This is a genomic window from Geobacillus thermodenitrificans subsp. thermodenitrificans DSM 465 (assembly GCF_000496575.1).
GTDB lineage: Bacteria > Bacillota > Bacilli > Bacillales > Anoxybacillaceae > Geobacillus > Geobacillus thermodenitrificans.
This window is the reverse complement of sequence record NZ_AYKT01000040.1, coordinates 1-4,587: the sequence shown is the minus strand read 5'-3', so window position 1 is coordinate 4,587 and position 4,587 is coordinate 1. Positions and strand designations below refer to the sequence as shown.

4 protein-coding genes are annotated in these 4,587 nt (G+C 49.3%); all 4 read right to left on the bottom strand.

Annotated features, from left to right (window positions below):
• Window positions 1-366: 366 nt before the first annotated feature.
• On the bottom strand, window positions 367-585 hold the full coding sequence (locus tag DSM465_RS0117625) for a hypothetical protein (protein WP_029761942.1): 219 nt from the start codon (window positions 583-585) through the stop codon (window positions 367-369).
• Window positions 586-642: 57 nt separating this feature from the next.
• Window positions 643-2,595, bottom strand: a complete 1,953-nt coding sequence (locus tag DSM465_RS0117620; protein ID WP_011888154.1) for a TRAP transporter permease — start codon at window positions 2,593-2,595, stop codon at window positions 643-645.
• Window positions 2,588-3,088 (bottom strand): DUF1850 domain-containing protein, encoded by a 501-nt coding sequence (locus tag DSM465_RS0117615; RefSeq protein ID WP_011888155.1) that lies wholly within the window; start codon window positions 3,086-3,088, stop codon window positions 2,588-2,590. Before DSM465_RS0117615 ends, DSM465_RS0117620 begins: the two co-directional genes overlap by 8 nt.
• A gap of 74 nt (window positions 3,089-3,162) precedes the next feature.
• Entirely contained in the window at window positions 3,163-4,167 is a 1,005-nt protein-coding gene (locus DSM465_RS0117610; protein ID WP_011888156.1) for a TAXI family TRAP transporter solute-binding subunit, read from the bottom strand.
• Window positions 4,168-4,587: the final 420 nt, after the last annotated feature.

The following is a 4,587-nucleotide window of genomic DNA, read 5'->3' as shown; positions in this document are numbered from 1 at the left end:
TTGCGAATTTCCCCATCGCGTTGCGAAATGTACGATCATCCATCGGTTCTCCCATCCTTCCCTTTTCATCATCTCGTTGTTCTCTTTTGTGATAAAGCAACGCTCATACAGCTTGACGTTTGCTGCTCCCAACAGGCCGATGAAAAATCACTGTGTCCTTCCAGCAATCATTGTTTATTGCTCTAAACATCCGATTTTCTCAATGCGAGAAATCTTTTTTACATTTGCGATTTTCCATCACTAGCCTACTAGGCAGGCGGTTAGCCGTTAGGCGCCTGTTTCAGACAAGCCGATGCTCGATTCCCCACAGGCAAATCTATCCTCATCATAGCAAAAACCAAGCAGGGAAACAACGACGGTGCACCATCAGCCATAACCGTACTGAAGATGTCCTTGCTTAAAGCCGGCTGCCTTCTTTCCAGCGCCTGAACCGTTTTCCCATTTGATGCGCAAGAAGGCGGCTACGACTTCGCTATTGACACTACTCCTTTTCTTCAATGGCAGCGCAAGAAAATGACGAGCTTGCATCCATAGATGAAAACGCAACTGCTTGTCCCCAAAGTGACAGATGATGTCATCGCCCATCGCAACCGCAAGAAAAAGGCAGGCCTCATCCAGATGAGCACCTGCCTTTTAGTGGGGTTACGACGCTGTTTGTTGCGCCCGTTCCCGTTTTCCGGCTGCGTATTGAATGGCAAACATGGCAGCAAATAAGACGAGTCCGACGATGTCGCTGATTGTTTCCGGATAAATTAGCAACAACCCTGTCACAACCGCAATGATGCGTTCAACAATGTTAAGCTTCCGGTACCAAAAGCCGATCATCCCCGTGCTAATGGCTAACATGCCGACAAACGCGGAAAAGACGACCCATATCAAATTTGGAATGGTTGTATCGATCATTAACAGCGCGGGTGAAAGCACAAACATATACGGGATGATAAACGCAGAAATAGCCAACTTTGATGCATTCACACCAGTCCGTAGCGGCTTCCCTCCGGAAATGCCGGCCGCCGCAAACGCCGCAAGCGCCACCGGCGGCGTAATATCAGCAATAATGCCAAAGTAAAAGACGAACAAATGAGCCGCCAATTCCGGCACGCCGGAAGCGATGATTGCTGGCGCGGCGATCGTTGACGTAATGACATAGTTCGCCGTCGTCGGTGACCCCATGCCGAGAATAAGCGATGTCAACATCGTGAAAAATAGCGTTAAAATCAAAATCCCGTTCGACAAATCGACTAACCCGTTCGCCATTTTTAAGCCAAGACCCGTTTTCGTGACGACCCCGACGATAATCCCAGCCGCCGCTGTCGCCGCCGCCACAGACAACGCACTTCTCGCCCCTTCAACTAAAGCGTTGATGATGTCGCGCCATCCTAACCGCGTTTCCTTTTTCAACGCGCTGACCGCAATGATCGCAACGATCGACCAAAGCGCGGCTCTCATCACACTCATTCCGCTCATCAGCAGCAAAATAACGATAAGGATCGGAATGAGCAAGTAAATTTTTCCGAGCACTTCCTTCCGGTTCGGCATTTCTTCCTCTGTCAACCCGCGCAACCCGATTCGCTTCGCTTCAAAGTGCGTCATCATCCAAATGCCGGCGAAATACAAGATCGCTGGGATCGCTGCCGCTTTCGCGATCTCCCAATACGAAATGCCGCCGATAAACTCCACCATCAAAAACGCAGCTGCTCCCATGACCGGAGGCATGAGCTGACCGCCGGTGGACGCCGTCGCCTCCACAGCGCCGGCAAACTCTTTTCCATATCCGAGCCGTTTCATCATCGGAATCGTAAACGATCCGGAAGTAACGACGTTCGCCACTGAACTGCCGCTGATCGTTCCTTGCAGCGCGCTGGAGAACACCGCCACCTTCGCCGGACCGCCGATTCGTCTCCCGGCGACAACGAGCGCCAAGTCATTAAAGTATTCCCCGACACCCGTTTTTACCAAGAAGGCACCAAACAATAAGAAGACGAAAATGTATGTCGCCGATACGTACAGCGGCGTGCCGAAAATGCCTTCCGTCGTAAAAAACATCGTTTTGACGAGCCCTTCCAAATTGACGCCCCGATGGGCTAAAAATCCCGGCATATATGGGCCGAAATAGGCATACAGCAAAAATAGCGACGCAATGATCGTAATCGGCAGCCCAACCGCCCGCCTCGTCGCCTCAAGCACAAGCAATACGGCGACCAACCCAACCGTAAAGTCGAGCGGCGTCATAATGCCGATGCGTTGGACGATGTCATCGAGCATGAGCGGCAAATACGCGCCAACTCCGATCGACAACAGCGATAAAATGATATTGACGATGCCGACGTTGGTGCGATGAAGATTTTTTTTACGCGCTGGAAACAATAAAAAGATAAGCGACAGAGCAAATCCTAAATGAATGGACAATAAAATTTGTTTTGGAAGCGTTTGAAAAATAGAAGCATATAACTGAAAGAGCGAAAAGGAAAGCAGCCCAAAAAAGACAATCCAGCCGAGAGGACCTTTCAATTTGCGCGTCGCTGCTTCCGGATCATATTTTTCCATCAATTGTTGTTGCTCTTCGATAGATAGTTGTTCAAACTTCTCAGCCAAACAACTTCACTCCCTTCCAGCATTGAAACAATGATAGTCGCGTCACCTTGATGCAGACAATGGAGCCGGGAGGGATGACTGTTTTTAACGTCACCGTCTTCCCTTGATAAACGACACGATGGTTGGCGATAACTCGTCCAACGCTCAACCAGATGGATGGAAATTTGCGCTCCATGCCAGTAATATAGTATTTTCCATCGCGAAACGTAAAGGTTTCCCTTGACTCCGCGTTTGCCGGCATCCCGACCGCCGTATCCTCATAGGTGAGAGCGATTTGTTCAATCGTCCCGTCAGCCAGCACTTGATACGTCTCCTCCACCTCCGAACGGTGGATCGAATGCGTATAGCGAATCGCGAACGTGTCCCCTTGAGAAATCGGAATATACGCAGCAACCTGACCTCCCTTTTCAAACGCCAGCACTTGGCGGAAAGGAAGGAAAAAGACGGCAGCCACCGCTAGGAGTACACTGGCCGCTAAGACCCGTTTTCGCATCAGCCGCCCCCCTCAGTGGCGGAAATAAGGAAGGGCTGGCGCCATCACTCAAGCCAGTCCTTCCCGCAACATCGTTATTCCACTTTAACTCCTTTTTCATCAAAATATTTCTTCGCCCCTGGATGAAGCTCGATCGACATGCCGTCCAATGCATTTTCTAGCTTGATTTGTTGGGCTTTGGCATGTTTGACCTTATCCAAGTTTTCAAAAATCGCTTTGGTAATGTTGTAGACCGCGTCTTCCGGCAAATCCTCCCGAGCGACGAGCATCGCGCGCACGGCCACCGTCGGAACCGTTTCCGCTAGCTTATACGTGCCTTGAGGCACTTCGTCTTTCGCATAGTACGGATACTTCTCGATCAGCGCATTGATTTTGTCTTCAGCGATCGGTACAATCACAACTTCTTCCGTTGCTGACAAGCTTTCCACCGCTCCTGTCGGCGTTCCCGCTGTAATAAAGGCGGCGTCAATCGTGCCGTCTTGGATGCCGGAGACGGAATCATCAAACGACAAGTTGCGCGCTTTAATATCATCCAACGTCATGCCGTGAACTTCCAAAATTTGTTCCGCGTTTGCTCTCGTTCCCGAGCCGGCTTCCCCAACGGAAACCACTTTCCCTTTTAAATCTTCAACGGACTGAATGCCTGATTTTTTCGTGGTCACGATTTGAATCGTTTCCGGGTAAAGGGTCGCAATCCCTTTAACGCTTTCAATTTTCTCTTTAAACATGAGCTTTCCTTCCGTCGCATATGTCGCGATGTCGGTTTGAGCAAACGCAACTTCCGCATCGCCCGCATCCAAAATGGCCATGTTTTCCGCCGATGCACCAGAAGTGATGGCATTCGCATCAATGCCGGTTTCATCTTTGATAATGTCAGCAAACGCGCCGCCAAGCGGATAATACGTTCCACCCGTTCCGCCGGTAGCAATACTGAGGAATTTCACATCGCTGTCTTTCTTCCCATCGGCTCCTTCCTTCTCCGTCCCCCCATTACCATTTCCACAAGCGCCAAGCAACAGTGATAGAGAAAGAACAGCCACGGCACTTGTAAACCACTTTCGTTTCTTCAATCCTACCATCCCCTTTCTTTTTTCATCTCCTTTTACGATTATATTGTACAATCGATATTTTCACAACTATCATATTATTTCCATGGTTATTTTTTATCAGTTATCAACAAGTCTATTTTTCTTACTTTTTTATTTTATGCCGGTATAAATATCCCAAAGATCGCTTCTCCATGATGCAGATACATTAGAACAATGAACAGACTAGCGACAAGGGGGAAACCATTTCCGGTGAAAAAAGAAGAAACTTCGCCTCTGTGAAGAGTGCTCATTCTATGAATCTATCGCGGAGCAAAAGGGGGAGTTCTACACGTAGATGACTGAGAAACTCTTTCGTGCGTAAACCTCTCTCAACTTCTTCACGAAACAGCAGATGCCTAGCCGGCTATCCGCCGGCCAGCACACCTGCCTCATCCTTATTGGCCAATGCTT